A 26,810-nucleotide genomic window follows, 5' to 3' on the forward strand; every position below is an offset into this window, starting at 1 on the left:
GCCGCCCCTTACCGCCGCCCTTCGCGCAGCCAGCCGCCCAAAATCAATGCCAAGGCCAGCAGCAGCGTCAGCCATGCCGGCAACAGCGGCAGCTGCATGACGCCGCGCGTTTCATACGCGCCGCGCGGGGTGATCCCGATCCAGCCGCGCCCGGCCGCCGGTCGGCCCGAACGGACCTCGCGGATGCGGGGCAGCCCGTCGGCCAGCGCCATCGCGCCGCCGCCCGTGGCCGCGATTGTCCCAGCCAGCGGCCCTTCGCTGGCGATAGTCTGTTCGAACTCGACGGGGGCCGAGGGCCCCAGCCCGATCACCGCGCTCTGGTCGTCGTTCGTCAGCCGGTAAAGCCCGATCTCGGGGCCGTCGAAAAGCGCCTCGAAACGCCCCGGCGACACCTCGTCCAGTTCCAGTTCAAAGACCTCGCCGGATGGCGTCTCAACCGTCACCGGGCCAACGCCTTCGGTCAGCGAACGGCGGATGATGCGCATCTGCTGGCCTGCGGCCTCGGCCCACAGCGCCTCTTCCTCCAGCTCGGGTTCCTGCATGCTCCAATGCGCAAGGCGGCGCAGCAGTTCCAGTTGCGGGCCGCCGCCCTCGAACCCGCGATGCCACAGCCAGGCGTGATCCGAGGCCAGCAGCGCAATCCGCCCCTCGCCCACCCGGTCGAGCACCAGCAGCGGGCTGTCGTCAGCGCCGGTCATCACCACGTCGCCGGTGGCATCGGCCAGTTCGATCTGGCGCATCCAGCGGCCCCATTCGGTGCCACCCTGCGGTGTGTCCAGCCCGGCCGTGACCGGGTGGCGGGCACCCAGGTCCGTGACCTCGGGGCGAAAACGGCGTTCGATCACCCGCGCTGTCGGCCGGGCCGGCACGACCGCCTCCAGCGGGCCGCGATAGATGCTTTCGGCGCCGGCGAAATCGGGCCCCGCCACCAGCAGCACCGCGCCGCCCTGTTCGACATACTGGCGCACATTGTCGAGATAGATCGCCGGCAGGATGCCGCGCCGCTTGTAGCGGTCAAAGATGATCAGGTCGAAATCGTCGATCTTTTCCAGGAACAGCTCTCGCGTGGGAAAGGCGATCAGCGACAGTTCTTGCACCGGCACGCCGTCCTGTTTCTCGGGCGGGCGCAGAATGGTGAAATGCACCAGATCGACCGAGGCATCGGATTTCAGCAGGTTGCGCCAGGTGCGCGTGCCTGGGTTGGGCTCGCCCGAAACCAGCAGCACGCTGAGCCGGTCGCGCACGCCGTTGATCTGCACCAGCGCGGTGTTGTTGCGGTCGGTCAGTTCGCCCTCGGCCGGCGGGGTCGAGAACTGCAACACGTTGCGCCCGCCATGGGGCAGCTTGAGCGGCAGGTCAATGTCACGCCCGACCGGCACCTGAAAGCGCTGCGGCTCTTCGCCATCGACCGAGACATCGACCGGCACGGTGATCACGTCGCCGGGGGCGGCGCCGTCATCGTCGATGCGCAGTTTCATGACGATCTCTTCGCCCAGGATGCCGAATGCCGGCGCCCCGGTGATGGTCAGCTTGCGGTCCCAGTCGGTGGGCTGGCCGGTGTGCAGCAGGTGCAGCGGCGCGGGCATGTCGGGCGCGCGGTCGATGTCGTGAACGCGCCCGTCCGACAGCAGGATCACCCCGGCGATGTGACCCGACGGTTCGCGGGCCAGCGCCTCGGACAGGGCCGACATCAGGCGGGTGCCGGTGTTGTCTTCGCCGTCGGGCACGGCGATGCGGCGGACCTCGGTGTTGTCGCGCGCCTCCAGCCGCCTTGACAGGGCTTCGGCGGCTTCTCTTGTTGCGCCGGCGCGCTCGGCCAGTTGCTGGCTGGCGCTTTCATCCTCGACCAGCAGCACGATGTCGGACAGCGGATCGCGTTCCTCGCGCTGGTAGACCGGGCCGCAGAGCGCCGCGATCACCAGCATCAATGCCAGCCCCCGCAGCGCCCAGCCCGACAGCCCGCGCCACAGCGCCAGCGTAACGCCTGCCAGCACCATGCCGGCCAGTACCGCGATCAGCCACCAGGGCAGCAGCGGGTCGAATACCACCGCGCCGGTCATTGGCCGAGCCTGTCAAGCAGGGCCGGCACGTGCACCTGGTCGGATTTGTAGTTGCCGGTCAGCACATGCATCACCAGGTTGACGCCAAAACGATAGGCCATCTCGCGCTGGCGTTCTCCGGCATAGCCGCGGCCCACCGGGTAGATCGGGTTGCCGGCCTCGTTGATCGCCCAGGCCGTCGCCCAGTCGTTGCCGCCGATCAGCACCGGGGTGACGTTGTCGTTGAGGTTGCGAAACGGCATCCCTTCGACCCGTTCGGCATCCGGCGGCGCGGCCTCGACCCAGACCTGGCGGCCGGCATAACGGCCGGGAAAGTCCTGCAACAGATAGAAGGTGCGGGTCAGAACATGGTCTGCCGGCACCGGTTCCAGCGGCGGAATGTCGAGCGGGCGCGCCAGGCGCTGCAGTTTTTGCCCGTTGGGCGAGGCCGCGCCGAACCCGGCGATGTCGGCGTCGCGGGTGTCGAACAGGATCAGCCCGCCGGTACGCAGATAGGCGTTAAGCCTTGCATAGGCCTCGGCCGAGGGGATTGGCTGTTCCGGCGTCACCGGCCAGTAGAGCAGGGGATAGACCGACAGCTCGTCGGTTTCCAGGTCGACGCCGGCGGGTTCGGCCGGTTCGACCGAGGTGCGGAAATGCAACGTATCGCCCAGCCCGCGCAGGCCGGCATGGGCGGTTTCGTCAACGCGCCTGTTGCCGGTCAGCACATGGGCCAGCGTCACCTCTGACGCGGCGGCCAGTGCCTTGTCGATTTCCTGGGCATCGACCGGCTGCGGCAGGGCCAGCAACGCCGCCAGCACCAGTGCCGCCGCACGCGTCGGCCACAGCCGCCCCGACAGGGCCAGGGTGGCGGCGATGTCGGCGCAAAGAAGCAGCAGCGCCGCCGCCAGCAGCCACCCGCCCAGCGGCGTCTGCGCAGGTTTTTCCAGCCCGGTCACTGTCATGCTAGCGGGCCACGCGACCGGCGCCAGCACCTTGCCGGGGGTCATCACGTTCAGCGCCAGCCGCCTGTCCGGACCCTCGTACAGCCCTGGCCGCAAGCCTGGCCCGACCGGCCCCGTAACCAGCGCCGCGCCATCAACACCGGGCAGGGTGCCGGCATCGGCCTGGTCGCCCGACGCGTCCAGCACCTGCACCGGCTGCCAGGTGGTGCCCTCGACCTGCGCCAGGTCGGGCAGTGCCACCGTCGAAGAGACGGCAAGCCGTTCAAGCATCTGCACGAAGAGGCCCGACAGCGGCAGGGTGGACCATTCGGCATTGGCGGTGACATGGAACAGCACGACCTGCCCGGTGCCGATGCGCTTGCGCGTCACCAGCGGCGTGCCGTCGGAAAGCTGGGCGATGACCCGGTCGGCCAGCGTCGGGTCGGGCTGGGCCATGACCTGGGCCGAGACCGTGACATCGCCGGGGATATCGAGGCCGAAGAACGGGCTTTGCTCGGGGAAGGGCGCCAGCGATTTGGGCTCGCCCCAGCTCATCGTGCCGCCGACGCTGCGGCCGCCCGCGCGCAGGCGCACCGGCATCAACGGCGCCTCTTCGCTGCGCGACACATCGCTTGCCGCCAGCCGCGGCCCGGCAAAGCGTACCAGCAGGCCGCCGGCCTCGGCCCATTCCAGCAGACCGGCCTGTTCGGCCCCCGACAGCGTTGCCACGTCGGCCAGCACGATCACGTCGGGGTTGGCTGGCAGGATGTCGGTCAGCGCCGCGTCCAGCAGGTCGGCTGTCGGTTCCAACGCGCGTTCGAGGTAATGCAGTTGCGACAGCAGTTCGAGCCCTTCGCGGTCCTCGCGCCCGGCGATCAGCGCTACCTCGCGCCGGCGCAGGCTGTCGTCGGTCAGGCTTACCGCGCCGGCGTGGTGCTGGCCGGCGATCTCAAGGCGCGACAGGCGCGCGCGCAGCTCGGCGGGCAGCGACAGCGCGCCCTGTGCCTCGGTTTCATCCTGCGCAAAGGTCAGCGGCAGGGTTGCCAGCACACGCGGCGTGCCCGACGGGTCTCGGCCATGCGCCTCGACGGTGATTTCACGTTCCGTGCCGGGGCGGGCGCGCAGCGCGGTCACCTCGACCGCGCCGTCATTGATGCGCGCGGGCCGCAGGCCAAGGATGGGTGCGGGGCTTTCATGCACGGTGACCGGTCCGCGCGCCCTGAGTGCCGTCAGCAGCGTCTCGCGCCCTTCGCGGTTTAGCCCGTCCGACAGCCAGCGGGTTTCGAACGTGCCCTCGCCTAGCATGTCAGCGGCCCGGACCATCGCGTCGGGCGCGGGCTCCCACGGCAGGGGGGCCGCACCCGACAGCAGCCCGCGCCAGGCATCGGCGGCGCGAAAAACCGGCGGTTCGGGATCGGTCAGGCGCATCAGCGCCACAGGCCGCGCCGCGCGTGCGGCATCGTCCAGCAGCGTTTCGATCAGTGCCTGCCGTGTCGGCCAGTCGCGGGCCGAGGCCCATGACCCGTCCAGCACGATCAGCATCGGCCCGCTGGCAGCCGCCTCATCCTGCTGGGGTTTCAGCACCGGCCCGGCCAGCCCGACGATCAGCGCCGCCACCGCCAGCATCCGCATCAGAAGCAGCCACCAGGGCGTGCGGTCGGTGACCGAATCGTCGTCCCTCAGCCCCAGCAGTAGCGCCACGCCGGGGAACCGCCGCCGCACCGGCGCCGGCGGCACCGCGCGCAGCAGCAGCCACAGCACCGGCAGCGCCGCCAGCGCCAGCAGCAGCCAGGGCGCGGTAAAGCCGATGGCGCCGAGGGTCATCGCGCGCCCCCGGTTCCGGCCTCGAACGCACGGTAGAGCCACAACAGCGCCGATTGCGCGCTGTCAGAGGTATGATGCAGCCCGTATTGCCAGCCGGTGCCGGTGCAAAGCGTGCGCAGTTCGGCCTTTCGCGCCGCCAGCCGCGCCTGATAGCGGTCGCGCAGTTCCGACGCCTTCAGCGTCTCATGGCGCAGCGTGCCGCCCATGCTTTCGAATATGGTCCGCCCGCGATAGGGAAACGCCTCTTCCGCCGGGTCGAGCACCTGCAACAGGATGCCCTGCACACCGCGATCTGCGGCGGCGGTCAGCGCTGTGCGCACGGCGTCGATGTCGCCCAAGAAATCCGAAACGAACAGTGCCCGGCCATGGGCGGCAATGCCGGTGCTTTGCGGGTGCCCGAAATCGATGTCGCTGTCATGGGTCAGCGCCTCTGCCAGCCGCATCATCTGGGCGTTGCCGCGACGGGGCGGCAGATCGGTGCCGGCAAGGCCGACCCGTTCGCCCGCGCGGTTGAGCAGGATCGCCACCGCCAGCGCCAGCAGGCGGGCGCGGTCGGCCTTTGGCGGCAGGGCTTTGTCGGACGCAAACCGCATGGCGGCAGAGTTGTCGACCCAGATCGCCACGCTTTGCGCGATCTGCCATTCGCGCTGGCGCACGAACTGGCTGTCGGATCGGGCAGAGCGGCGCCAGTCGATATGGCGGCGTTCGTCCCCGGCCTGAACCGGGCGGTATTGCCAGAAATCGTCGCCCATCCCAGCGCGCCGCCGGCCGTGTTCGCCCAGCAGGACGGTCCCGGCAAGGTGTTCCGCCCGGGCCAGCAGCGCCGGCAGGCGGGCGGCCTCGGCCTCGGCCCGGGATCGCAACGAGGCGCTAAGGGGGGCGGCGTGGTTCACGCCGCCGCCTCGGCCCGCGTGACCTGTGCGGTGGTGTCGGCGATCAGCCGCTCAAGGCTTTCGCCGCTGGCGCGCGCGGCAAAGTTCAGCGCCATGCGGTGGCTCAGCACCGGGCGCGCCATCGCCGCGACGTCATCGGCGTCGGGGGCCAGCCGCCCGCCCAAAAGGGCGCGCGCGCGCACCGTCAGCATCAGCGCCTGCGCCGCACGGGGCCCCGGGCCCCAGGACACCGCCTCGCGCACCGCCGCTGTGGCGGCCGGCTCTTTGGGGCGGAAAGCGCGCACCAGGTCGAGGATCATCTCCATTACGCTTTCGCCCACCGGCATCCGCCGCAGCAGCGCCTGCGCCGCCAGCAGTTCTTCGGCGGTAAAGACCTGGTGCGCGGTGTCCTCTTCGGCGCCGGTGGTGGCCAGCAGGATCGCGCGTTCGGTGTCGCGATCGGGATAGTCCACGTCGATGCGAACCAGGAAGCGGTCAAGCTGTGCCTCGGGCAGGGGGTAGGTGCCTTCCTGCTCGATCGGGTTCTGGGTCGCCAGAACGTGAAAGGGCGGCGCCAGCGGCCGGTCCTGCCCGGCGACGGTGACCTGGCGTTCCTGCATCGCCTGCAGCAGCGCCGACTGGGTGCGCGGGCTAGCGCGGTTGATCTCGTCCGCCATCAGCAACTGGCAGAAAATCGGGCCGGGAATGAACTTGAAACCCCTGCTGCCATCGGCGCCGGTTTCCAGCACCTCGGACCCAAGGATGTCGGCCGGCATCAGGTCGGGTGTGAACTGGATGCGCTGGCCGTTCAGCCCCATTACCGTCGACAGGGTTTCGACCAGCCGGGTCTTGCCCAGCCCCGGCAGCCCGATCAACAGCCCGTGCCCGCCGCACAGCAGCGCGGTCAGCGCAAGGTCGACGACCTGCTCCTGCCCGATGAAGCGACGGGTGATCGAAGCGCGCGCGGCGGCAAGCTTTTGCTCCAGCGCGTCGATCTCTTGCAGCAGTTCGTCCGTATCGGACATGGTGGGACTCCCTTGACTTTCCTATATACTCTCAAGTGTATAGCGCGGCGCGTAAATGGCAAAAGCAATGAGCAAGGAAATGGTCACGCCCCCGTCAATAAGCAGCCTGGCCGAGGCGGCGGAACGGGCCCGCGCCAGGGGCACGCCGCCGGTGCATCTGTGGACGCCCGATTTCACCGGCGATATCGACATGCGCATTGCCCGGGATGGAAGCTGGTTTTACCAGGGCACGCCCATCGGGCGGCCTGAAATGGTGGCGCTTTTCGCCTCGATCCTGCGGCGCGAGGGCGATCGCCATTTCCTTGTCACCCCGGTCGAAAAGGTCGGGATCAAAGTCGAGGATGCGCCGTTTCTTGCCGTCGATGTCGAGGCCAGCGGCGAGGGCCGGGAACAGGAACTGACCTTTACCACCAACCTGGGTGAGCGAACGACCGCCGGTCCGGACCACCCGATTCGGGTCGAGATCGACCCCAAGAGCGACGAGCCCGCACCCTATGTCACCGTGCGCGACGGGCTGGAGGCGCGGATCGACCGCAAGAGCTTTTACCGGCTGGTCGAGTGGGGCGAGGAAAGGGATGGCTGGTTCGGCCTCTGGTCTGGCGGGGCGTTCTTTCCCATAACCGCGTCAGAGGACATGGCGTAGGGGCTTTCGCGCCTGATCGCGCGGTGCGAAACCTCACGATACAGCAGCGGCCAGCCTCGTGCGTTCAGCCCCAGCCATCGGTCCAGTCGTCGATGGCCGGATCCATCCGGTTCTTGCGAAACCGCTTCCACCGCACGCGGATCGCCCAGAAGATCGCGAACAGCACCGTCAGCAGGATGATATTGAACCACGGGATGATCCGGGTGTCGGGGCCATCGACCCGCCAGAGGCTGACAGCGTTGGGATAGATCGACATGAATTCATTGCGCCAGCCATAATGGCGCAATGCCACCCATTTGGGGTTTTCCTCGGTTGAACGCAGATCCGTCGCCTCGGCCTGCAGGTTCGAGGTATCGAACTTGAAATAGGGCGGCCAGCCCCAGCCGGTATCCTCGTTGCGGTAAACCATCACCCCGCCCGAGGCGCGCACGGTCTGGATGAAGAATACGTCGCGGTTGGGGGTGCCTTCGGCCTCGCCCGTGCCCTGGTTGGCCCAGAATAGCGCGTTTTCGCCGAAATCGACGCGCTTTTCATAGGTGTCGGTGATGCGCACGATGTCGGTCTGCGGCAGGGTGTAGTGAAGGAACCCCGCGACGAGCAGCCAGAAGAGCAGGATGAACCCCCATTTGACATAGACCATCACCTTCGCCCCGCTCCGTTTATCATTGCGCCTGCAAGCCATATAGGCATTCGCGGGCCGGAGCGAAAAGGGATCGTGGCGCCGCGACGTGAATTTCTTGCAAAAGCAGGGGGGCGCGATACGATGAATGCGCGCCGGGCAGAGGGACCGGCGCAGGCAATTCGACAAGAGGATTTCACAATGAGAATTCTGGCAGCCGCGGCGGCGGTGCTCGTGGCAGCGCAGCCGCTGATGGCAGACGAGATTTCGGACACGCTGCAAAGCGCGCTTGACGCCTATGCGGAAGGCGATGCGCAATACGCGCTGGAGGAGCTCGATTTCGCCCGCCAGTTGCTGCTGGCGCTCAAGACCGACGCACTGGCAGAATTCCTGCCCGCCGCGCCCGATGGCTGGACCCGCGAAGTGAACACAGAGATGAACGCGGGGCTGGCGATGATGGGCGGCGGCACCGGGGCCGAGGCCACCTATGAAGGTGATGACAAGCGCATAACCGTCACCATCATGGCGGACAACCCGATGGTGGGGGCGATGGCCGGCATGATCTCGAATGCTGCCATGATGGGGGCCAAGGTCGAACGTGTGGGGCGTGAAAAGTTCATGATCAAGGACGGCGAGGTCACCGGCCTGGTCGACAATCTCATCCTGGTCAAGGGCAACGGCGGTGAGGTAGAGACCATCCTCGAACTGCTGGGCATGATGGATTTCCGCGAACTCAAGCGGTTCGGCACCTGACAGATTCTTTGAAATAGGCCCGCCCCGGCCATCGCGCCGGGGCCTCGCGGTTGTTTAAGGCCCGGGCCATCCCGGGGCGGGCACCGGGCACTTAGCCCACGATGTTGAAATCCGGCCCGTAGGGATAGCCGGTGATATTCTCGTTGCTGTCTTCGGTGATGATCAGGATGTCATGCTCACGATAGCCGCCCGCGCCCGGCTTGCCCTCGGGCAGGGTCAGCATCGGCTCCATCGAGATCACCATGCCGGGCTCCAGCACGGTGTCGATGTCCTCGCGCAGCTCCAGCCCGGCCTCGCGCCCGTAGTAGTGGCTGAGGATGCCGAAGGAATGCCCATAGCCGAAGGTGCGGTATTGCAGCAGGTCGCGTTCCTGAAGGAAGGCGTTGATGCGATGGGTGACCTCGGCGCATGAAATGCCGGGCCTGAGCAGCGATTGCCCGTATTCATGCGCGGCGACGTTGGCCCGCCAGATCGCGAGCGATGCGTCGTCCACCTCGCCCAGGAACATCGTTCGTTCCAGCGCGACGTAATAGCCCGACACCATCGGAAAGGTGTTGAGGCTCAGGATATCGCCCCGTTGCAGCTTGCGCGCGGTCACCGGGTTGTGGGCGCCGTCGGTGTTCAGTCCCGACTGGAACCACACCCAGCTGTCGCGGTACTCGGCATCGGGGAAAACGCTTGCGATCTCCGCCTCCATCGCGTCGCGGCCCGCCATGGCCACGTCGATTTCGCGCGTGCCCTCGCGGATGGCGTCCTTGATGGCATAGCCGCCGACATCGGCGATGGCGGTGCATTTGCGGATCAACGCGATCTCGGCGGGCGATTTGTGCATACGCTGGCGCATGGTGGCGGGGGCCAGGTCGCGCGTCGAGGCTGGTTTGAGAAAATGCTCCAGCTTGCCATGCTGCACCAGCGTCAGGTGATCGCCCTCGTAGCCGATCACCGCGCCCTCGCCGGTGACCGAACGCACGGCGCGCCAGAAATTGTCGCGCGCCCAGTCGGTATAGGTGATGTTGTCACCGGCTGAGCGCCGCCACGGCTGGCCCGCGTCGATGCCGGCGCTGATGGTGACACAGTCGGTCGGGGTCACGACGCAGGCATAGGGCCGTCCGAACGAGCAATAGAGAAAGCCCGAGTAATAGGCGACGTTGTGCATCGAAGTGAGGACGCAGGCGGTGACACCGGTCTCGGCCATGATCTTGCGCAGACCGGCAAGACGCGCCTCGTATTCGGCGGTATCAAACGGCAGCGGCGCCTTGCCGCCGTTGTGGAAGCGGTAGAATTCTGGACGGGCAGTCATTTCAGACCCTCCTTTTACAAGAAGGTCCCGGCGTTCAGGACTGTTGGGAACAGGTCAATTCTGGGCGACGCCATCGCCCGGACCCAAGACGCATCTTGCCGATTCCGCGCCGCCGGGCAACACTGTTTGCGACCGTTGGAGGGCGCGAATTGACCGGAATCTATGACACGGGGCCGAAAAACCTGATCACCGACGTGGCGGGGCTGGTTGTGGGCAACGCCGCCGACGACGGGCTGCGCAGCGGCGCGACGGTGCTGGTGGGCGAGCGCCCTTTTACCGCCGGGGTGCATGTGATGGGCGGCGCGCCCGGCACCCGCGAAACCGACCTGCTGGCGCCCGACAAGACGGTGCAGGAGGTCGACGCGCTGGTGCTGGCGGGCGGATCGGCCTTCGGGCTGGATGCGGCGTCGGGCGTGGCCGATGCACTGCGGGCGCGCGGGCGCGGGTTCGAGGTGGGCGGCGTGCGGGTGCCGATCGTGCCCGGCGCGATCCTGTTCGACTTGCTCAATGGCGGCGACAAGGACTGGCCGGAAAACCCCTATCGGCGGCTCGGGGCCGCGGCGCTGGATGCGGCGGGGCGCGATTTCGCGCTGGGCACCGCCGGGGCGGGCACCGGGGCCACGACCGCGACGCTGAAGGGGGGGCTTGGATCAGCCTCGTTGCGGCTGGCGTCGGGGCATGTGGTGGGCGCGCTGGTGGCGGTCAACGCGCTGGGGTCCGCCATCGTCGGGGAAGGGCCGCATTTCTGGGCCGCGCCGTTCGAGATCGGTACTGAATTCGGCGGGCGGGGGCCGGCGCCATCATTTCCCGCGCCCGCCCCCCCGGTAACCAAGCTGGGGCCGGGCGGCAACACAACCATCGGCATCGTGGCCGCCGACGCGGCCCTGACGCAGGCGCAATGCACCCGGCTGGCCACCGCCGCGCATGACGGGTTCGCGCGCGCGCTGATGCCCGCGCATACGCCCCTTGATGGCGATCTGATCTTTGCCACGGCGACGGGGCAGCGGCCGCTTGACGACCCTGTTGCCGATACGCTGGAACTGGGGCATGCGGCGGCCATCTGCATGGCCCGGGCGGTGGCGCGCGGCGTGTACGAGGCGACGCAGGCAGCGGGTGACACGCTGCCCTGCTGGCGCGCCCGCTTTGGCTGAAAGGCTCGTTCGCAGTTTTCTGAAAAAGCGCGTCCGCCGGCTTTCACCCCGCCGCGACTGGCGCTAGGGTGCGTGCGCGAACCGGCAAAGAGGGCGAGCGTGGCGGAAATCATCCTGGTACGGCACGGGCAGGCGATGAGCCATGCGACCGACGAGAAAAGCTATGACCGGCTGTCCGATCTGGGGCGCGAACAGGCGCGTTGGCTGGGCGAGCATATGCGCGACACCAACCCCCATTTCGACGCGGTCATCACCGGCACGCTGAGTCGCCAGGTCGATACCGCCCGCGCCATGGGCTATGAGATCACCGTGCAGGACCCCCGGCTGGACGAGCTGAGCTATTTCGCTCTTGCCGGCGCGATGGAGGCGCAGCACGGCCTGCCCGCGCCGCGTGACGCGACCGAGTTCGCCATTCACCTGCCGCAGGTGATCGAACACTGGACATCCGACCGCCTGGCCGATGTGCCCGAAACTTATGCCCAGTTCGCTGCGCGGGTTTGTGGGCTGATCGACGAAACCTGCCAGCATGGCGGGCGCATTCTGGTGGTCACCTCGGGCGGGGTGATCGGCATGGCGATGCGCCATGCGCTGGGGCTGGAAAACGGCGGCATGGCCAAGCTGATGTTGCAGGTCATGAACAGCTCGCTGCACCGGCTGGAATACGTGCAGGAGTCGCTGATGGTCGGGGCCTTCAACGCCACGCCGCATCTTGACCACCCCGGGCGGGAGCATGCCCGCACCTTTATCTGACATCAGAGGGCGCGCACATGACGCATATCTGGCTTCGCGCGGAAAGCCGCGACAACGAGAGGCGGGTGGGCCTGACACCCGAAGGCGCTGCAACGCTGATCGCGCAGGGCTTTCGCATCACGGTCGAGGACAGCCCCGCGCGCGTGCTGCCGACATCCGGCTATGCCGCCGTGGGTTGTGACATCGCTGCCGAGGGCAGCTGGCCCGACGCCCCGCAAGAGGCCATCATTCTGGGGCTGAAGGAGTTGCCCGATGACGGCACCCCGCTGCGGCACCGGCACATCATGTTCGGCCACGCCTTCAAGGGGCAGCATTCCGGGCGGCGGCTGTTGAAACGCTTTGCCGCCGGGGGTGGGGCGCTCTACGATCTGGAATATCTGGTGGATGAAAACGGGCGTCGGCTGGCGGCATTCGGCTATTGGGCGGGCTATGCCGGCGCGGCTGTGTCGCTCAAGGCATGGGCGGCGCAGCGGCAGGGCGGCATCTGTCCGCCGGTCACGACCTGGGCCGACAAGGATGCATTGCTGTCCGAACTGGCCGGTGACCTTGACCGCGCCGGCGCGCGCCCCACGGCCATCGTGATCGGTGCGCTGGGCCGGGTGGGCACCGGCGCGTCCGATCTGTGCACGGCAATGGGGATCGATCCGACCCGCTGGGACATCGAGGAAACCAGCAAGGGCGGGCCGTTCCCGGAAATCCTTGCGCATGACATGTTCTTCAACTGCATCCTCGCACGGCCGGGCACGCCCGTGTTCGTGCCGCGCTCGGCGATGACGGCGGATCGGCGACTGACGGTGGTGGGCGATATCGCCTGCGACCCCGACAGCGATTATAACCCGGTGCCGGTCTATTCGCGCGCCACCACATGGGCGGCGCCGGTAACGCGGGTGCATGATGCGCCGCCGCTGGATATCATGGCGATCGACAATTTGCCGTCGCTGCTACCGCGCGAGTCATCGTTTGATTTCGCAGAGCAGCTCTTGCCCGTGCTGCAAACCCTCGACCGGCTGGATCAGGGGGCCTGGGCACGCGCCGCGGCGGTATTTCAGGAACATGTCAGGGAGATCTGAGAGATGACGATTCACTGGTGCGGGACCGGCCTTTCGGCCATTCCGGGGCTGAGGCGCCTGATCGGGGCCGGCCATGACGTGCAGGTCTGGAACCGCAGCGTCGACAAGGCGCAGGCGGCGGTGGGCGACCTGACCGACCGCATAACCGCCTTCGATTTCGACACGCTGTCGGCAGAGGTCGGCGAGGGTGACGTGGTGGTGTCGATGCTACCTGGCGACTGGCATGTGCCGCTGGCGGACATGTGCATCAACAAGGGGGCGCATTTCGTCTCGTCCTCCTACATCGCGCCGGAAATGCGTGAACTGAACGCCAGGGCGCTGTTGCGCGGGGTCTGCGTAGTCAACGAGATCGGGCTGGACCCGGGCATCGACCACCTGATGGCGCATCACCTGGTCGACGACTACCGCGCATCGGCGGCGTTCGATGCCGGTAACGATTTGTCATTCACCTCCTATTGCGGCGGCATTCCCAAGCACGCAAACGCCTTTCGCTACAAGTTCAGTTGGTCGCCGCTGGGCGTGCTCAAGGCGCTGCGCTCGCCCTCTCGGTCGATCCGCAACTATACTGAGTTGGAGGTCGCAAGGCCCTGGGACGCGATTTCAACCTATAGCGCGCCCCTGCCGCAGCCCGAGACATTCGAGGTTTATCCCAACCGCGACAGCCTGCCCTTTATCGAGGATTACCGGTTCGAGCCATCCTGGCGGATCAAGGAGTTCGTGCGCGGCACGCTGCGGCTGAACGGCTGGACCGAGGCATGGAAGGACGTCTTTGCCGAGGTGGAAACCCTGCAGGGCCCCGAGGGCGACGAGCGGCTGCGCGAAATGGCCGAAGGGTTCTGGCGCGACAACGCCTATGGCGAAGATGACCCCGACCGGGTGGTGCTGTGCGTGTCGCTCAAGGCCGAAAAGGATGGCGTTCCTGTCTGGCACAAGACCTATGTCATGGATGCCTGGGGCGATGCGCGCGGCACCGCGATGGCGCGGCTGGTGTCGGTGCCGGTGTCGCTGGCGGTCGAGGCGGTGCTGAACCGCGAAATCCCCGCCGGTGTCACACCCGCGCCGCACGACCCCAAGCTGGTGCAGCGGTTCCTGTCAGAGGTCGACGTTCTGGCGCAGCACCTTCAGGTGGTTGACCACCTCTAGGCCTGCGCCCCGACCAATAGACCGGGGCCTGTTCGTCATGTTTTGGCGGGGCCCCGGGTCAGGCCCGGGGCGGGCATTGAAAGAGGTTAAGGGCAGGGCGTATTGGGCGCGCCCTCAGCCGCCGCGAACGAGGTCATCCTCGTCGTCGATCACCGAGATACCCAGCGCGTCGAGCCCGTTTTCCAGGTGGTCCGACAGGTGCGGCGTGCCCAGCAGGTAATCGGCGGTGGGGGTGGTCGCCTCGGCCATGGCGGTTTTCTTGGCGTCTTCGATGTCCTCGGCCTCGAACGCGCCGCGCCCGACCCACATCACCGCAACCAGGCTGGCCTGTTCCTCTTCTGTCAGGCGGTCGATGAAGGCGCGCAACTCTGCCTCGGCGCGGTCCAGTTCACGCGCCATCAGGATTACCTGGGCGATCTTGTAAGTGCTGATCTCAAGCATTCGGGTTCTCCTGTCGGCGGACCTTTGAAACGACTCATGATGTCAGGGTACAGGCAGTCCGTGATCTTGCGCAAACGGTCAATCGGGTACGGGTGAAAGTCGCCGGCTTGTACGCGGGTGCGCTCAGCCCCCGCCCAGGTGCCGCAGCACCTGTTGCGAGGGGTGGCCGTCCGGCGTGATCCCGCGGTCGCGCTGAAAGGCGCGGATCGCATCGACGGTGTTGGGCCCGATCAGCCCGTCGATCTTTTCCACCCCGTAGCCGCGCCGCTTGAGCCGCCTTTGCAGTTCTTTCTTCTGATCAAAGCTGAGCGGATCATACCCGCGCGGCCAGGCAGAGCGGATCGGCGGGCCGCCATTGATGCGGTCCGACAGGTGCCCGACCGCAATCGCATAGGCGTCGGCGTTGTTGTAGCGCTTGATGACGTCGAAATTGGCAAAGACCATGAACGAGGCACCCGCCGGGCCGGCGGGCTGGATGATGCGCGCGGCCCCGAAATCGCGCACCGCCCGGCCATCCATGCCGACAACGCCGCGCTTGGCCCAGTCCGACGGCATCCGCTTGGCACCGCCGACCGTTGCGCCGCGCGGCACCTTGACCTCGACCCCCCAGGGCATGCCCTTGCGCCAGCCGAAACGCTTGAGATAGGCGGCGGTCGAGGCCAGCGCATCCGCCGGGTTGTCCGACCAGATGTCGCGCCGCCCGTCGCCGGTGAAATCTACCGCATAGGCCAGGTAAGAGGTGGGGATGAACTGGGTATGCCCCATCGCCCCGGCCCAGGAACCGGTGAAGTCGCGCAGCCGCACGTCGCCCGATTGCAGGATCTTCAGCGCCGCGACAAGCTGATCCTCGAAAAACCGCCCCCGGCGGCCGTCAAAGGCCAGCGTCGCCAGCGCGTCGATCATCGGATAGTCGCCCATGCGCGTGCCATAGCGGCTTTCCAGCCCCCAGACCGCGACCACGACCTTGGCCTCGACGCCATAGGCCGCCTCGATCCGGCTCAGGGTGCGGGAATGGCGGCGCAGCGCCTTGCGGCCCTCGTCGACGCGGGGCGGGGCGGCGGCGTTGTCCAGGTAATCCCAGATTTCCGTGCGGAACTCGGTCTGATTGCGGTCCTTGGCGATGACCTCGGGCTCGTAGCGCGCATTGCGAAAGGCGGCGTCAAAGACCCGGGCCGAAATGCCGCGCCCCAGCGCCCGACCCCGGAACCCCTGTATCCAGCGGGTGAATGCGGGGTTGTTGGCCGAAACCGGCGTGGCGCGCGTGGCCAGCCCCTCGGGCCGGGCCAGCGGGCGCAGGACGGTGGCGGGCAGGGCGGTGCTGGCAACGCGTACGGCCTGTACCGCCGGTTCGGTGCCGCCGGGGCGCGCCTTGGGCCGCGGCGAGGTTTCGACCGGGGCCGCCATTGCCGCCCCTGCCAGCGCCAGCGCCGCCGCCAGTCCCGCGATCATCGCCGATACATGTCTGCTGCTCATGCCTGCCCCCTGTCGGGTGTTTCGGTCAAGATAGCAACTTTGCCAGCTGCGCAAAAGCGCCCTCTGCGCGCCTCGGCCCGTTCCCGCCGCCGGTCAGCGGCGGGTGCGGCGTTCCTTGCGATTGACCTTGGCGGCCTTCTTGCCGGCGCGCGCCACCTTGCGGCGGGGGGCCTTGCCGCGCCCCTTTGCCGGGCCGCGCGGGGGTGTTCCGCCCTCGTGGCTGACAAGGTCGAAGGCCAGCCCGCCGGTGACCGGCGCCGCCTCGGACAGGCGCACGCTGACCCGCTGGCCCAACCCGATGACAACCCCGGTATCGGCCCCCATCAGCGTGCCGGATTCGGGGTCGAAATGGAAATATTCGCGCCCCAGCGCGCGCATCGGGATCAACCCGTCCGCCCCGGTTTCATCCAGCTTTACGAAAACGCCGAACCGCGCCACGCCGCTGATGCGCCCGGTAAAGACATCGCCCACCCGGTCGGACAGGTAGGCGGCAAGGTAGCGATCGTTGGTGTCGCGCTCTGCCGCCATCGAGCGGCGTTCGGTTTCGCTGATATGTTCGGCGATGCTGTCCAGCCGCTCGATATCGGCCGGGCTAAGCCCGTCATCGCCCCAGCCATGCGCCGAGATCAGCGCGCGATGCACCACCAGGTCGGCATAGCGCCGGATGGGCGAGGTGAAATGGGCATAGGCCTGCAACGCCAGCCCGAAATGGCCGAAATTCGACGGCGCATAATAGGCCTGTGTCATCGCCCTGAGCGTCGACAGGTTGATCACCTCGGCATGTTCGCTGCCGGCGGCGGCGTGCAACAGACGGTTGAGGTGCTCGGTTTTCAGCACCTGTCCCTTGGCCAGGGTCAGGCCGGCGGCGTCGGCCACGTCGCGCAGGGTGTCCAGCTTTTCGGGCGGCGGTTCTTCGTGCACGCGAAAGATCAGCGGCGATTTGCGCGCGATCAGGGTCTCGGCGGCGGCGACATTGGCCAGCACCATGAATTCCTCGATCAGCTTGTGCGCCTCCAGCCGCTCGGCAAAGCGCACCGACAGCACCTTGCCCTCTTCGCTCAGCTCGACCTTGCGTTCCGGCAGGTTGAGGTCGAGCGGCTGGCGGCGGGCGCGCGCATCGGCCAGCGCGGCGTGGGCGGCATAGAGCGGGCGGATCACCTCGTCCATCAGCGGCGTGCAACGCTCGTTGGGTTCGCCATCCATCGCCGCCTGCACTTCGTGGTAGGTCAGCGACGCGGCCGAGCGCATCAGCCCGCGCACGAAGCGGTGGCTGATCTTTTGCCCATGCGCGTCGATCTGCATCCGCACCGCGATGCACGCGCGTGGTACGCCCTCGTGCAGGCTGCACAGGTCGCCAGACAGCCGGTCGGGCAACATCGGCACCACGCGGTCGGGGAAATAGCTGGAATTGCCGCGCTTGCGCGCCTCGGCATCCACTGCCGAGCCCGGGCGCACGTAATAGGCCACATCGGCAATCGCCACCCAGATCACATGCCCGCCGTCGTTGGCGGGGTCGTCGTCGGCATGGGCCCAGACGGCATCGTCATGGTCGCGCGCATCGGCCGGGTCGATGGTGATCAGCGGCAGGTCGCGCAGGTCTTCGCGCCCCGACAGGCCGGCAGGCTTCATCGCGTCGGCCTCGGCGACAACCGGGTCGGGGAAATCGTCGGGGATGCCGTGCTGGTGAATGGCGATCAGCGACACCGCACGGGGCGCGCTCGGGTCGCCCAGCCGCGCCAGAATGCGCGCGCGTGGCAACCCCATCCGCCCGGCGGGGCCGGATTGCTCGGCCTCGACCAGTTCGCCATCCTGGGCGCCGCCGGTAGAGCCTGCCGGGACCATCCATTCCTTGTTGGCGCCCTTGTCGACCGGCACGATACGGCCGCCCTCGGCCCGCTTGCGATAGACGCCCAGCACCTTGCGCGGGTTGGTGCCGATGCGCCGGATGAGTCGGCCCTCGTAATGGTGATCTTCGCCCTTCACCTCTTGCAGGCGGGCAAGGATGCGGTCGCCCTCGCCCAGGGCGGGGTCGGTGGCGCGCTCGATCATCAGCACCACGGGTTCCACGCCTTCGCCCTGCCATTCCAGCGGACGGGCCAGCAACTCGCCATCGCTGGTCTGGCCGGACACCTGCAGCACCCCTACAGGGGGCAGCTTGTCGGGGTCTCGATAGCTTTTCTTGCGCTTTTCCAGGTGGCCTTCGGCCTCAAGCTCCTTGAGGATACGCTTGAGGTCGATCCGCGCCGCGCCCTTGATGCCAAAGGCACGGGCTATGTCCCGCTTGGAATTCAGCGTCGGATTCTCGGAAATCCATTCCAGGATCTCGGATTTGGAGGGCACATGGCTCATGCGCGCGGCCTATCATGGCTGTAGGCAAGCGTCATCCGCCAAAATGCGCGGGGCGGCGGCGGTGGCTGTTGCCGCAAAAAGGCCACGTTTCACCTGTAGTTTTGTTCGCCTGTTACCAATAACACAAGGCCGGAAGGCCGCGCCTCTGCCCTGTGCAGCTGCGGCTTCCGGGGGTCAACGTGACGCAAACAGTGTATCGCAAACCCCGTGAAACGCATCCGCCGGTGCGCTGTCACCGCTGCGCCGGTACCGGGCGCGCGCCCTGCCAGGTCTGTTATGGATCGGGCGAAATCAGGACCGGCCGCGACAGGTACGGGCGCGACATCAAGGTGCGCTGCTCGGGATGTTTCGGTGTCCGCACCCATCGTTGCACCCACTGTGCTGGCGAAGGGTTCGTGTAGCGCGCCGCGTGCATTGCCCGGTGATTGTGGGCATCGCGGCCCGGCTCAGCGTTCCCGCAAGACCCGGAACGCGGCCGATGCGCCCCAGCCGGCGATAATGGCGATTGCCAGCGACATCAGCCCATAGAGCAGCGGCTGCTCGCGCGAGAGATTGAAGAGCCACCTTTCCAACCCGACCTTGCGCACGTCGATCGCCGTTTCGTACTGCGACACCACCCTGCCGCCACGGGTCAGAAGGATGCGCGCCGCATACATGCCTTCGGTCAGGTTCGCCGGCATGTCGATGGCGGTTCTGAACAGCGTCTGCTCATCCACCGCCACAGCATTCTCTTCGATCCGGTAGAGGCCTTCATTCCTGCGGATGCGGATGACGGCGTCGGCAAAGTCCTGCACGCCCTCTGTTCCCGTCGCGGCGCCGACGGACCGGATCGCCCGTTCGACCGATACCCGTTGGCGCAGATCCTCGACATTGGTCAGCACCTCGCCAAAGGGGCCGCTGGTGGCCACAGCGTAAAAGCTGGGCGCGGCCCCCAAGATCACGCTGTCGGTATTGATCCAGATGCCAAAGCGGCGTTCCTTGCGCCGCACCAGAACAGGCTGGGACGGGCCTGAGATCGTGACCACCACTTCCAGCGGCGGGCCTTCGGGGATCGGCTCCTCGCGCTTGACCGCACCGAAAACAAGAATGTCAGAACCGTCAAAATTGGCGGTGATCGCCACTTTGTCCCGGCTGAGGCCCAGCACCACCTCTTCGGCGCGTGCGGGCAGGGCGGCAAGGACAAACAGGAAAAGACCGATGCGCCACATCATTCAGCCATTCCCCGCAGAGGCGATGGAATACAGTTCGGCCGGTTGCAGCAGCAGGTCGAGCGCCAGCTTGCCGCAGACCGCCAGAACCAGGACCGCCAGCAGGATGCGCAGCTGTTCGGCCTTCAGGCGCAGGCCGATGGTGGTGCCGAACTGCGCCCCGATCACGCCCCCGATCAGCAGCAGAACGGCCAGTGCAATATCCACGGTATAGTTCGTCGTGGCATGCAGCAGCGTCGTGAAAGCGGTGACAAAGATGATCTGAAACAGCGAGGTGCCGACCACCACCTTGGTCGGCATCCCCAGGATATAGATCATCGCCGGCACCATGATGAACCCGCCGCCGACGCCCATCACCGCCGTCAGCACGCCCACCGCCAGCCCGATCATCACCGGGGGGATGACGCTGATATACATGCCGGCGGTGCGAAAGCGCATCTTGAGCGGCATCTTGTGCACCCAGGTATGCTTCTTGCGCCGCGGAACCCCGCCGCCGTGGCGCGCGCGGCGCAGGGCGCGCAGGCTCTCGGCGAACATCATCGAGCCGATGATGCCAAGGAACACCACATAACAAAGCCGCACCAGCAGATCGACCTGGCCGAGCGACTTGAGATAGTTGAAGATCAGCACGCCCAAGGCGGCGCCGATCAGACCACCCGCCAGCAGCACCGTGCCCATGCGCAGATCGACCGTCTTGCGCCGCAGATGCGCCAGCACCGCGGAAATTGAAGAGGCGACGATCTGGTTGGCGCCGGTCGCCACCGCCACGGGCGGCGGGATGCCGATGAAAAAGAGCAGCGGCGTCATCAGGAATCCGCCTCCGACACCGAACATTCCGGACAGCATTCCCACCATTCCGCCCAGTCCCAACAGCAGGAAGGCGTTGACCGAAACCTCGGCGATAGGAAGGTAAATCTGCATGATGATCCTTATCGTCAAGTTTTCGTCCATTGCAAGCCGCCAACACCGGCCCCGGCAAGGGGTGGACGATCACAGATTGTAACCGTTCCTCGCATTGCGTGATGGCCCGCCGGCCATATGGCTGCCCTGCTTCTTTCTGGTTTGAAATACCCGGTCCCGCCGCTGGCAGCGGCGCAGCGGTCAGGGGGTAAGACCGCGCTCAAGCACCAGTGCATCCTCGCGCTGGCCGTCCGGGTGGGCGTAATATCCCGCGCGCAGCCCCACCTGCCGGTATCCCAGCGCCTGGTAAAGCGCGCGTGCGGCGTGGTTGCCGGCGCCGACCTCCAGGAAAACCCGGTCTGCCCCGCGCCGGGCGGCCTCGGCGTGCAGTGCGTCCAGCGCGGCGCGCGCCAGGCCCCGGCGGCGGGCCGCCGGTTCGGTGGCCACGGTCAGGATTTCGGCCTCTCCGGCCACGATTCGCGCCAGGGCGAATCCCTCGGCGGTGCCGGCCACAATCACCTGCGGGTCGGCCAGCAATTGCGCGAGTTCATCCGCCCGCCAGGCCCGGCCGCGCCCGGCAAAGGCGCGCGCGTGGCAGGCGGCCAGCGCCTCAGGCGTCATCGTCCAGGATCAACGGCGGCGCCTCGCGCGGGGGGGCGGCGTCGGCGGGACGGATATAGAGCGGGGCTGGGGCTGCAAAGGGCGGTGCTGCTTTCGCGGCGATGCGGGCGATGGCTGTGGCCAGGCCGGCCGGGTCGGGCGGCAGGGCCAGCGGCAGATCGCGTGCCGCGTCGGCAGGCACCAGGCACGGCGCGGCGCCAGGTTCGAGGATATACATCTGGTCACGCGGGGCGGGGACCGCTGGCAGATGCGCATCGTTCCGGGTGCAGGAGATTGCATCGAACATCGTCACCCCCACGGCGGGGATATCCAGCGCCAGCGCCAGCCCGCGCGCCGCGGCGACGGAAATGCGGATGCCGGTAAAATTCCCCGGCCCGACGCCGACGCCCAGCCGGGCCAAGTCGCGCCATTCGGCGCCGCCCTCGTGCAGCACCTCTTTCAGCAGCGGCATCAGCCGCTCGGCCTGGCCCCGGCCCATCGCCTCGGACCGGGCGACGAGAACCCTGTCGCCGGACAGCAAAGCGGCCGCGCAATGCGCGGCCGACGTGTCGAACCCGAGAACCAGCGCGTCAGAGACCAACCGGGCGCACCTCGGTCACTTCGGGGATGTAGTGGCGCAGCAGGTTCTCGATTCCCATCTTCAGCGTGATGGTCGAGGACGGGCAGCCGGCGCAGGCGCCCTGCATGTGCAGGTAGACAACGCCGCGATCGAAACCGTGAAAGGTGATGTCGCCACCATCCTGCGCCACAGCCGGGCGCACGCGGGTGTCCAGCAGTTCCTTGATCTGACCGACGATCTCGGAATCCTCGCCGCTATGCTCGGCATGTCCCGAACTTGCAGCCTCGTCGCCATGCATCACCGGCTGGCCGGACTGGAAATGTTCCATGATCGCGCCGAGGATGGCGGGCTTCATGTGGTCCCATTCGCTGCCTTCGGCCTTGGTCACGGTGACGAAATCATTGCCGAAGAACACGCCCGTCACCCCCTGCACCTTGAACAGCCGTTCCGCCAGGGGCGAACGCGCGGCCGTCTCGGCCGACGGGAAATCGGCAGTGCCTGCCTCCAGCACGGTCTGGCCGGGCAGGAATTTCAGTGTTGCGGGGTTGGGGGTGGATTCGGTCTGGATGAACATGGGGGATGCCCTTTTCGCGTGGCTGCTCTGGATATGCGCCCGGGGACAGCGCCTGTCAAGGTTTGGAACGATTCTAAGAATACGCCTGCCGGCGCGGCGCTGGCGTCAATCCACCGCGCGGATCAGCTTGAGTTCGAGCACCCGTATCACCGTGCGCAGGTCGTGGCCGCGGCGCAGCACGCGCCCGTCCATGGCGATCACAGCGTACTGGCCTTGGCGCGCACGCAGGCGCGGGCGCTTTTCGATCCGGTAGAGCGGTGTTTCGGCGGTGCGTCTGAATACCGAAAACACCGCCACGTCGCGCAGGTGGGAAATGCCGTAATCGCGCCATTCGCCGGCGGCGACCATGCGCCCGTATAGCGACAGTATGACGCTCAGCTCTGCCCGTCCAAAGGCCACCTGCGTATTTCCCGTTGATGCCTGAAATGGGGTCGGGGTCTGGATCGTCATGGCTCGACATTTGCCCCTGCTGGCAAGAAAGGCAAGGAAATTGCTTTCATGCGGGTCAGGTGATGGCCTCCAGCCGTTCCTTGGACAGATTGCCAGGCACAATGGTGACCGGGATCGGCAGCGAGCCGGAATTGCGTGAAAGCTGCGTGACCAGCGGCCCCGGCCCCTTGTTGTCGCTACCGGCGCCCAGCACCAGGACACCGATATGGGGGTCGTCGTTCACCTGGACGATGATCTCGGTTACCGGCTCACCCTCGCGGATCACCAACTGGGGGTCGATCCCCTGCCGGTCGCGCATCCACTTGGCAAAAACCTCGAAATGGGCGTGGATACGTTCGCGCGCCTCTTCGCGCATGATGTCGCTGACGCCGATCCAGTGGTTGAATTCCTCTGGCGGGATGACCGCCAGCACCTCGACGCCCGCACCCGTATTGGCGGCGCGCATCGCGGCGAATCGCATTGCGTTCAGGCATTCCCTGCTGTCGTCCAGCACCACCAGGAATTTGCGCATGCATCCTCTCCTTGCCGCACCGACGCCGCATCATGCCCCGAAGCACAGGGTCTGGCAACAGACCCCGTGTCGCGGCCGGTCACTGCCCGTTCAGTCGAAGGTGCCCGTCACCCGGCCCAGCAGCATGAAGGCGCGCGCGGTCCGGGTGTTCGACATCTCGCTCAGTTCCGCGTCGGTCGCGGTTTCGGCAAAGGCGAAAATACCGCGGTCGAAAAGCCGCAGGAAATGATGCGCCGTATCGCGGAAAATGGGGTCCTTCTTCATCCGGGCCGCCGTCAGCGCCAGCGATGTGCGGTCGCGGATGCCGCCCAGCATGGCCACCGCGCGCCCGCGTTCACCGGCGGCGAAACGGCGCCAAATCTCGGGGCGGGCCAGGTCGGGGCGCAGATCGTCCATGTAGATACCGTCCTGCGACATCAGCGTCAGCACGTCCTGCGCCGCCCGGATCAGCCTGGTGGCGTCGCGGTCCTTGAGCGCCCGGCGCAGGGCGGCAAACCCGTCCTTGTCCTCGGCGGTGTCGGGAAAGTTCAGCGCGCGGATGAAATCGGCATTGTCCAGCGGCGGGCGCATCTCTTCGGCCCGGGTGCCTAGGGGCAGGGCCGCCTGGTCGGTGCCATCGTCCGCCTGCGGTTCGGGGGCGGGTGGCCTGGCAGGTGCCGGCGCGGGCGTTGCGGTGCGCGACGATGAGAACATGGCCAGCGCGGTTTCCGTCTTACGCTGGGCTGCGGCGATTTCTTCCAGCTTGCGCGCGACCGAGGGCTCTGCCTGGGCGTTCCGGTTCTGGGACTGGGTGATATAGGCGTGGCGGATCGCGTCGATGGCGACCTGCAACCGCTGGCTTTCGTCACGCATCACCTTTGACGCGCGCGCCGCCGTCGCCGCCACCCAGATCATGCCCACCGGCATGAAGACCGCCAGCATCACCACCAGGAACCACACCGCGCCGCCCTGTCCGCCAAATGCCGCTGCCGGATCGCCCAGCAGAAAGAACGCCGCCGCCAGGGCAAGCCACAGCACCGACAGGATGATGGCGGTCATCTCTGTCGCGGTGATCCGCGCACGTTCTGTTTTCGGTTTGATCGCCATCGGCGTTGGCAGGGGTTCCTGACGGTCGGGCATGGTCCTGACCTGCTAGATATAGGCGATCTTTATCACCTCATAGCATTTCTCGCCACCGGGCGTGCGCACTTCGACGCTGTCGCCTTCTTCCTTGCCGATCAGGGCGCGTGCGATGGGCGATTTCATGTTCAGCAGGCCCTTTTCGATATTGGCTTCGTATTCTCCGACGATCTGCCAGGTCTTTTCCTCGTCGGTGTCCTCGTCGACCAGCGTCACGGTGGCGCCGAACTTGATCGAGCCGGACAGCTTGGACGGGTCGATCACCTCGGCCAGGCTGATCGCGCCCTCGAGTTCCTTGATCCGCCCCTCGATGAAGGACTGCTTTTCCTTGGCCGAATGATATTCGGCGTTCTCGCTGAGGTCGCCATGCTCTCGCGCCTCTGAAATCGCACGGATGATCGCCGGGCGTTCAACCGATTTGAGCTGCTTCAGCTCGGCTTCGATGGCGGCGAAGCCTTGGCGTGTCATCGGTAATTTTTCCATCGGGGATGCCCCTTCGTGATGACGGGGCCGCGCTATGCGGCCCCGGCAGATGATTGCGTACAGAGTGCTGATGCAATCTTTCCCGAGCGGGGGGCGCAATGCAAGAGGCTAAGCGCCGGCAGCGGGGGCTGAGGCCCCAAAAACGCGGGAAAATGCCAGTTTTGGTGTGCTTTGGCGTCGCGTTGCAATTGACGCGGGGCTTTGTGAGACGATAACCACGTGCGGAAGTCTGTCAGGCGGTTGCCCGCCATGCTTAAGAGGGAAGGCGCAGGATGTCCGAGATCGAACGTGAAGCCATGGAATACGACGTCGTTATCGTCGGCGCTGGGCCGGCGGGGCTTTCCGCCGCGATCCGGCTGAAACAGCTTGACCCCGACCGCGCGGTGGTGGTGCTGGAAAAGGGCTCCGAAGTGGGTGCGCATATCCTGTCGGGTGCGGTGCTCGACCCCTGCGGGCTGGATGCGCTCATCCCCGACTGGAAGGAAAAGGGCGCGCCGCTCAACACGCCTGTCACCTCGGACCGGTTCTACATGCTGGGCGAGGGCGGAGGCATCCGCGTGCCCAACTGGCCGATGCCGCCGCTGATGAACAATCACGGCAACTATATCGTCTCGATGGGCAATGTCTGTCGCTGGATGGCCGAACAGGCCGAGGCGCTGGGGGTCGAGGTCTTTCCCGGCATGGCCTGTTCCGAAATCGTCTATGGCGAATCGGGTGAGGTAAAGGGCGTCGTCGCCGGTGAATTCGGCCGCAATCCCGATGGCACGCCGGGCCCGTCCTATGAGCCTGGGATGGAACTGCACGGCAAATACGTTTTTCTATCCGAAGGTGTGCGCGGATCGCTGTCGAAACAGGTGATCGCCAAATATGACCTGTCCGACGGGCATGAGCCGCAGAAATATGGCCTCGGCATGAAAGAGATCTGGGAAATCGACCCCGACAAGCACCGCCCCGGCAGCGTCACCCACACGATGGGCTGGCCGCTGGGCAAGAATGCCGGCGGTGGGTCGTTCATCTATCACCTTGAAAACAATCAGGTCTATGTCGGGTTCGTGGTTCATCTGAACTACAAGAATCCGCATCTCTTTCCCTACATGGAATTCCAGCGGTTCAAACATCACCCGATGGTCGCCGAGCTGCTGAAGGGCGGCAAACGCGTGGCCTATGGCGCGCGGGCGATTTCCGAGGGCGGCTGGCAGTCGCTGCCCAAGATGGTGATGCCGGGGGCGGCGCTGTTGGGGTGTTCGGCCGGCATGGTCAACGTCCCGCGCATCAAGGGCAATCACAACGCCATGCTGTCGGGCAAGGCCGCGGCCGAGGCCGCCGATGCCGCCATCGAGGCCGGCCGCGCCGGTGACGAGCTGACCGATTACGAGCGCGACGTGCGCGAGGGCGCCATCGGCAAGGACCTGAAAAAGGTCCGCAACGTCAAGCCGATGTGGTCGAAATGGGGCCTGAACGCCAGCCTGGTGCTGGGCGGGATCGACATGTGGACCAACACGCTTGGATTTTCGCTGTTCGGAACGCTGGGCCACGGCAAGACCGACGCCGCCGCCACAGAGCCGGCCGACCGGCACAAGCCGATCGACTATCCCAAGCCCGATGGCACGCTCAGCTTTGACCGGCTGACCAATGTCAGTTTTTCCATGACCAACCACGAGGAAAGCCAGCCCTGCCACCTGCGGCTTGCGGACCCGAACATACCGGTCGAGGTCAACCTGCCGAAATATGCCGGCCCTTCGGCCCGGTATTGCCCGGCCGGGGTCTATGAGTTCGTGGAAAAGGATGGCAAGCCCGAGTTCGTCATCAACTTCCAGAACTGCGTGCACTGCAAGACCTGCGACATCAAGGACCCGGCCCAGAACATCAACTGGACCACCCCGCAGGGCGGCGACGGGCCGAACTATCCCAACATGTGACGGCTGTGGCGGGTCGGCGCCTGTTCACTGGCTGCGTGCCCGCCCCGCGATTGCGTTGCGGGGCGGCGCG

Annotated in this window: 25 protein-coding genes; 7 read left to right on the top strand and 18 right to left on the bottom strand. The window is 66.8% G+C overall.

Features of this window, described 5'->3' with window-relative positions; all coding sequences use genetic code 11:
• Positions 1 to 8: 8 nt before the first annotated feature.
• Genes DL899_RS03085 through DL899_RS03100 form a run of 4 tightly spaced genes read right to left on the bottom strand, consistent with a single transcriptional unit; the run spans position 9 to position 6,704 of the window.
• On the bottom strand, positions 9 to 2,060 hold the full coding sequence (locus DL899_RS03085; RefSeq protein WP_111732304.1) for a hypothetical protein: 2,052 nt from the start codon (positions 2,058 to 2,060) through the stop codon (positions 9 to 11).
• Positions 2,057 to 4,807 carry a DUF4159 domain-containing protein gene (locus DL899_RS03090; RefSeq protein WP_111732306.1) on the bottom strand — a complete coding sequence of 917 codons (2,751 nt, stop codon included), beginning with the start codon at positions 4,805 to 4,807 and terminating at the stop codon, positions 2,057 to 2,059. Before DL899_RS03090 ends, DL899_RS03085 begins: the two co-directional genes overlap by 4 nt.
• Positions 4,804 to 5,700, bottom strand: coding sequence for a DUF58 domain-containing protein (locus tag DL899_RS03095; RefSeq protein ID WP_111732308.1), 897 nt, complete (start codon positions 5,698 to 5,700; stop codon positions 4,804 to 4,806). The genes DL899_RS03090 and DL899_RS03095 overlap by 4 nt, the downstream gene beginning before the upstream one ends.
• A complete protein-coding gene (locus tag DL899_RS03100) occupies positions 5,697 to 6,704 on the bottom strand; it encodes an AAA family ATPase (RefSeq protein WP_111732309.1) in 1,008 nt (335 codons plus the stop codon). Before DL899_RS03100 ends, DL899_RS03095 begins: the two co-directional genes overlap by 4 nt.
• 67 nt (positions 6,705 to 6,771) lie before the next feature.
• Between DL899_RS03100 and DL899_RS03105 the strand changes: the two genes are divergently transcribed.
• Positions 6,772 to 7,347: a DUF1285 domain-containing protein gene (locus DL899_RS03105; protein WP_111732311.1), complete on the top strand. Its 576-nt coding sequence runs from the start codon at positions 6,772 to 6,774 to the stop codon at positions 7,345 to 7,347.
• A gap of 64 nt (positions 7,348 to 7,411) precedes the next feature.
• Here DL899_RS03105 and DL899_RS03110 read toward each other — a convergent pair whose 3' ends face one another.
• Positions 7,412 to 7,987 (bottom strand): DUF1523 family protein, encoded by a 576-nt coding sequence (locus DL899_RS03110; protein ID WP_111732313.1) that lies wholly within the window; start codon positions 7,985 to 7,987, stop codon positions 7,412 to 7,414.
• 180 nt (positions 7,988 to 8,167) lie between these two features.
• Here DL899_RS03110 and DL899_RS03115 point away from each other — a divergent pair, with 180 nt between their 5' ends.
• Positions 8,168 to 8,719 (top strand): hypothetical protein, encoded by a 552-nt coding sequence (locus DL899_RS03115; RefSeq protein ID WP_111732315.1) that lies wholly within the window; start codon positions 8,168 to 8,170, stop codon positions 8,717 to 8,719.
• A gap of 91 nt (positions 8,720 to 8,810) precedes the next feature.
• Here DL899_RS03115 and DL899_RS03120 read toward each other — a convergent pair whose 3' ends face one another.
• Complete coding sequence (locus DL899_RS03120; RefSeq protein WP_111732317.1) at positions 8,811 to 10,019, bottom strand: M24 family metallopeptidase; 1,209 nt, start codon at positions 10,017 to 10,019, stop codon at positions 8,811 to 8,813.
• 149 nt (positions 10,020 to 10,168) lie between these two features.
• Here DL899_RS03120 and DL899_RS03125 point away from each other — a divergent pair, with 149 nt between their 5' ends.
• From DL899_RS03125 to DL899_RS03140, 4 genes are all read left to right on the top strand, one after another.
• Entirely contained in the window at positions 10,169 to 11,170 is a 1,002-nt protein-coding gene (locus DL899_RS03125; RefSeq protein ID WP_239494578.1) for a P1 family peptidase, read from the top strand.
• 99 nt (positions 11,171 to 11,269) lie between these two features.
• Positions 11,270 to 11,920, top strand: a complete 651-nt coding sequence (locus tag DL899_RS03130) for a histidine phosphatase family protein (RefSeq protein WP_111732594.1) — start codon at positions 11,270 to 11,272, stop codon at positions 11,918 to 11,920.
• A gap of 17 nt (positions 11,921 to 11,937) precedes the next feature.
• Positions 11,938 to 12,990: a saccharopine dehydrogenase gene (locus DL899_RS03135; RefSeq protein WP_111732321.1), complete on the top strand. Its 1,053-nt coding sequence runs from the start codon at positions 11,938 to 11,940 to the stop codon at positions 12,988 to 12,990.
• A gap of 3 nt (positions 12,991 to 12,993) precedes the next feature.
• Positions 12,994 to 14,133 (top strand): saccharopine dehydrogenase family protein, encoded by a 1,140-nt coding sequence (locus DL899_RS03140; RefSeq protein WP_111732323.1) that lies wholly within the window; start codon positions 12,994 to 12,996, stop codon positions 14,131 to 14,133.
• 114 nt (positions 14,134 to 14,247) lie between these two features.
• On the opposite strand, the gene DL899_RS03145 is transcribed toward DL899_RS03140, so the two are convergent.
• From DL899_RS03145 to greA, 12 genes are all read right to left on the bottom strand, one after another.
• On the bottom strand, positions 14,248 to 14,574 hold the full coding sequence (locus DL899_RS03145; RefSeq protein ID WP_111732325.1) for a DUF3775 domain-containing protein: 327 nt from the start codon (positions 14,572 to 14,574) through the stop codon (positions 14,248 to 14,250).
• Between the two features lie 123 nt (positions 14,575 to 14,697).
• Entirely contained in the window at positions 14,698 to 16,047 is a 1,350-nt protein-coding gene (locus DL899_RS03150; protein WP_239494579.1) for a lytic murein transglycosylase, read from the bottom strand.
• A gap of 93 nt (positions 16,048 to 16,140) precedes the next feature.
• A complete protein-coding gene (gene rnr / locus DL899_RS03155) occupies positions 16,141 to 18,396 on the bottom strand; it encodes a ribonuclease R (RefSeq protein WP_111732329.1) in 2,256 nt (751 codons plus the stop codon).
• Positions 18,397 to 18,842: 446 nt separating this feature from the next.
• Positions 18,843 to 19,607, bottom strand: coding sequence for a TIGR02186 family protein (locus DL899_RS03160; RefSeq protein WP_111732331.1), 765 nt, complete (start codon positions 19,605 to 19,607; stop codon positions 18,843 to 18,845).
• Entirely contained in the window at positions 19,608 to 20,525 is a 918-nt protein-coding gene (locus tag DL899_RS03165) for a sulfite exporter TauE/SafE family protein (RefSeq protein ID WP_111732596.1), read from the bottom strand.
• A 180-nt stretch (positions 20,526 to 20,705) separates the two neighbouring features.
• The gene (locus DL899_RS03170) at positions 20,706 to 21,125 is read right to left on the bottom strand and encodes a GNAT family N-acetyltransferase (RefSeq protein WP_111732333.1); all 420 of its coding nucleotides are present in this window, start codon (positions 21,123 to 21,125) and stop codon (positions 20,706 to 20,708) included.
• Positions 21,115 to 21,705 (bottom strand): tRNA (adenosine(37)-N6)-threonylcarbamoyltransferase complex dimerization subunit type 1 TsaB, encoded by a 591-nt coding sequence (gene tsaB, locus DL899_RS03175; RefSeq protein ID WP_111732335.1) that lies wholly within the window; start codon positions 21,703 to 21,705, stop codon positions 21,115 to 21,117. Before tsaB ends, DL899_RS03170 begins: the two co-directional genes overlap by 11 nt.
• Entirely contained in the window at positions 21,695 to 22,258 is a 564-nt protein-coding gene (locus DL899_RS03180; protein ID WP_111732338.1) for a NifU family protein, read from the bottom strand. Before DL899_RS03180 ends, tsaB begins: the two co-directional genes overlap by 11 nt.
• Before the next feature lie 105 nt (positions 22,259 to 22,363).
• The gene (locus tag DL899_RS03185; protein WP_111732340.1) at positions 22,364 to 22,708 is read right to left on the bottom strand and encodes a DUF2794 domain-containing protein; all 345 of its coding nucleotides are present in this window, start codon (positions 22,706 to 22,708) and stop codon (positions 22,364 to 22,366) included.
• Positions 22,709 to 22,763: 55 nt separating this feature from the next.
• Complete coding sequence (locus DL899_RS03190) at positions 22,764 to 23,219, bottom strand: universal stress protein (protein WP_111732342.1); 456 nt, start codon at positions 23,217 to 23,219, stop codon at positions 22,764 to 22,766.
• Between the two features lie 90 nt (positions 23,220 to 23,309).
• Positions 23,310 to 24,338: a hypothetical protein gene (locus DL899_RS03195; protein WP_111732344.1), complete on the bottom strand. Its 1,029-nt coding sequence runs from the start codon at positions 24,336 to 24,338 to the stop codon at positions 23,310 to 23,312.
• A 12-nt stretch (positions 24,339 to 24,350) separates the two neighbouring features.
• Positions 24,351 to 24,821 carry a transcription elongation factor GreA gene (gene greA, locus DL899_RS03200; protein ID WP_111732346.1) on the bottom strand — a complete coding sequence of 157 codons (471 nt, stop codon included), beginning with the start codon at positions 24,819 to 24,821 and terminating at the stop codon, positions 24,351 to 24,353.
• A gap of 272 nt (positions 24,822 to 25,093) precedes the next feature.
• On the opposite strand from greA, the gene DL899_RS03205 reads away from it, so the two are divergent.
• A complete protein-coding gene (locus tag DL899_RS03205; RefSeq protein WP_111732348.1) occupies positions 25,094 to 26,740 on the top strand; it encodes an electron transfer flavoprotein-ubiquinone oxidoreductase in 1,647 nt (548 codons plus the stop codon).
• The last annotated feature ends 70 nt before the right edge of the window (positions 26,741 to 26,810 follow it).

Origin of the sequence: Roseovarius amoyensis (assembly GCF_003260265.1) — a bacterium.
In the GTDB taxonomy this organism is placed as follows: Bacteria; Pseudomonadota; Alphaproteobacteria; order Rhodobacterales; family Rhodobacteraceae; genus Roseovarius; species Roseovarius amoyensis.

What these genes read in the sequence shown, in the direction of transcription:
- DL899_RS03140 (WP_111732323.1), top strand. Translation starts at nt 12,994, where the DNA reads ATGACGATTCACTGGTGCGGGACCGGCCTTTCGGCCATTCCGGGGCTG.
- DL899_RS03105 (WP_111732311.1), top strand. Translation starts at nt 6,772, where the DNA reads ATGAGCAAGGAAATGGTCACGCCCCCGTCAATAAGCAGCCTGGCCGAG.
- DL899_RS03120 (WP_111732317.1), bottom strand. Translation starts at nt 10,019, where the DNA reads ATGACTGCCCGTCCAGAATTCTACCGCTTCCACAACGGCGGCAAGGCG.
- DL899_RS03190 (WP_111732342.1), bottom strand. Translation starts at nt 23,219, where the DNA reads ATGCGCAAATTCCTGGTGGTGCTGGACGACAGCAGGGAATGCCTGAAC.
- DL899_RS03135 (WP_111732321.1), top strand. Translation starts at nt 11,938, where the DNA reads ATGACGCATATCTGGCTTCGCGCGGAAAGCCGCGACAACGAGAGGCGG.
- DL899_RS03170 (WP_111732333.1), bottom strand. Translation starts at nt 21,125, where the DNA reads ATGACGCCTGAGGCGCTGGCCGCCTGCCACGCGCGCGCCTTTGCCGGG.
- DL899_RS03090 (WP_111732306.1), bottom strand. Translation starts at nt 4,807, where the DNA reads ATGACCCTCGGCGCCATCGGCTTTACCGCGCCCTGGCTGCTGCTGGCG.
- DL899_RS03165 (WP_111732596.1), bottom strand. Translation starts at nt 20,525, where the DNA reads ATGCAGATTTACCTTCCTATCGCCGAGGTTTCGGTCAACGCCTTCCTG.
- DL899_RS03160 (WP_111732331.1), bottom strand. Translation starts at nt 19,607, where the DNA reads ATGATGTGGCGCATCGGTCTTTTCCTGTTTGTCCTTGCCGCCCTGCCC.
- greA (WP_111732346.1), bottom strand. Translation starts at nt 24,821, where the DNA reads ATGGAAAAATTACCGATGACACGCCAAGGCTTCGCCGCCATCGAAGCC.
- DL899_RS03180 (WP_111732338.1), bottom strand. Translation starts at nt 22,258, where the DNA reads ATGTTCATCCAGACCGAATCCACCCCCAACCCCGCAACACTGAAATTC.
- DL899_RS03145 (WP_111732325.1), bottom strand. Translation starts at nt 14,574, where the DNA reads ATGCTTGAGATCAGCACTTACAAGATCGCCCAGGTAATCCTGATGGCG.
- DL899_RS03100 (WP_111732309.1), bottom strand. Translation starts at nt 6,704, where the DNA reads ATGTCCGATACGGACGAACTGCTGCAAGAGATCGACGCGCTGGAGCAA.
- DL899_RS03115 (WP_111732315.1), top strand. Translation starts at nt 8,168, where the DNA reads ATGAGAATTCTGGCAGCCGCGGCGGCGGTGCTCGTGGCAGCGCAGCCG.
- DL899_RS03195 (WP_111732344.1), bottom strand. Translation starts at nt 24,338, where the DNA reads ATGCCCGACCGTCAGGAACCCCTGCCAACGCCGATGGCGATCAAACCG.
- DL899_RS03110 (WP_111732313.1), bottom strand. Translation starts at nt 7,987, where the DNA reads ATGGTCTATGTCAAATGGGGGTTCATCCTGCTCTTCTGGCTGCTCGTC.
- DL899_RS03205 (WP_111732348.1), top strand. Translation starts at nt 25,094, where the DNA reads ATGTCCGAGATCGAACGTGAAGCCATGGAATACGACGTCGTTATCGTC.
- DL899_RS03085 (WP_111732304.1), bottom strand. Translation starts at nt 2,060, where the DNA reads ATGACCGGCGCGGTGGTATTCGACCCGCTGCTGCCCTGGTGGCTGATC.
- rnr (WP_111732329.1), bottom strand. Translation starts at nt 18,396, where the DNA reads ATGAGCCATGTGCCCTCCAAATCCGAGATCCTGGAATGGATTTCCGAG.
- DL899_RS03185 (WP_111732340.1), bottom strand. Translation starts at nt 22,708, where the DNA reads ATGACGATCCAGACCCCGACCCCATTTCAGGCATCAACGGGAAATACG.
- DL899_RS03150 (WP_239494579.1), bottom strand. Translation starts at nt 16,047, where the DNA reads ATGAGCAGCAGACATGTATCGGCGATGATCGCGGGACTGGCGGCGGCG.